The organism is Klenkia sp. AC732 (assembly GCF_979256525.1).
On sequence record NZ_CEEDOS010000191.1, the window covers coordinates 1 to 233 of the forward strand.

Sequence of the window (233 nt, forward strand, 5' to 3'; positions counted from 1 at the left end):
CCTCGACCCGGCCTCCGGCCCGGTGGCCGGCGGCACCGTGGTGACGCTGTCCGGCACCGGCTTCCTGGCCGGCGCCACCACGGTCACGGTCGGCCCGGACACCGGGGCCGCCGGGGCCGTGACGGTCGTGTCCGCGACCGAGCTCCGGTTCACCACCCCCGGGGGCCCGGCCGGTCCGGTCGACGTGTCGGTGTCCACCGCCGGGGGGACGTCGGGCCCGGTGGCCTTCACGT

1 protein-coding gene is annotated in these 233 nt (G+C 79.4%); it reads left to right on the plus strand.

Annotation, left to right across the window (positions count from 1 at the left end):
* Positions 1-233 (plus strand): IPT/TIG domain-containing protein (locus AC0IVP_RS22230; RefSeq protein ID WP_471759320.1); only part of this gene is annotated, 233 nt, incomplete at both ends.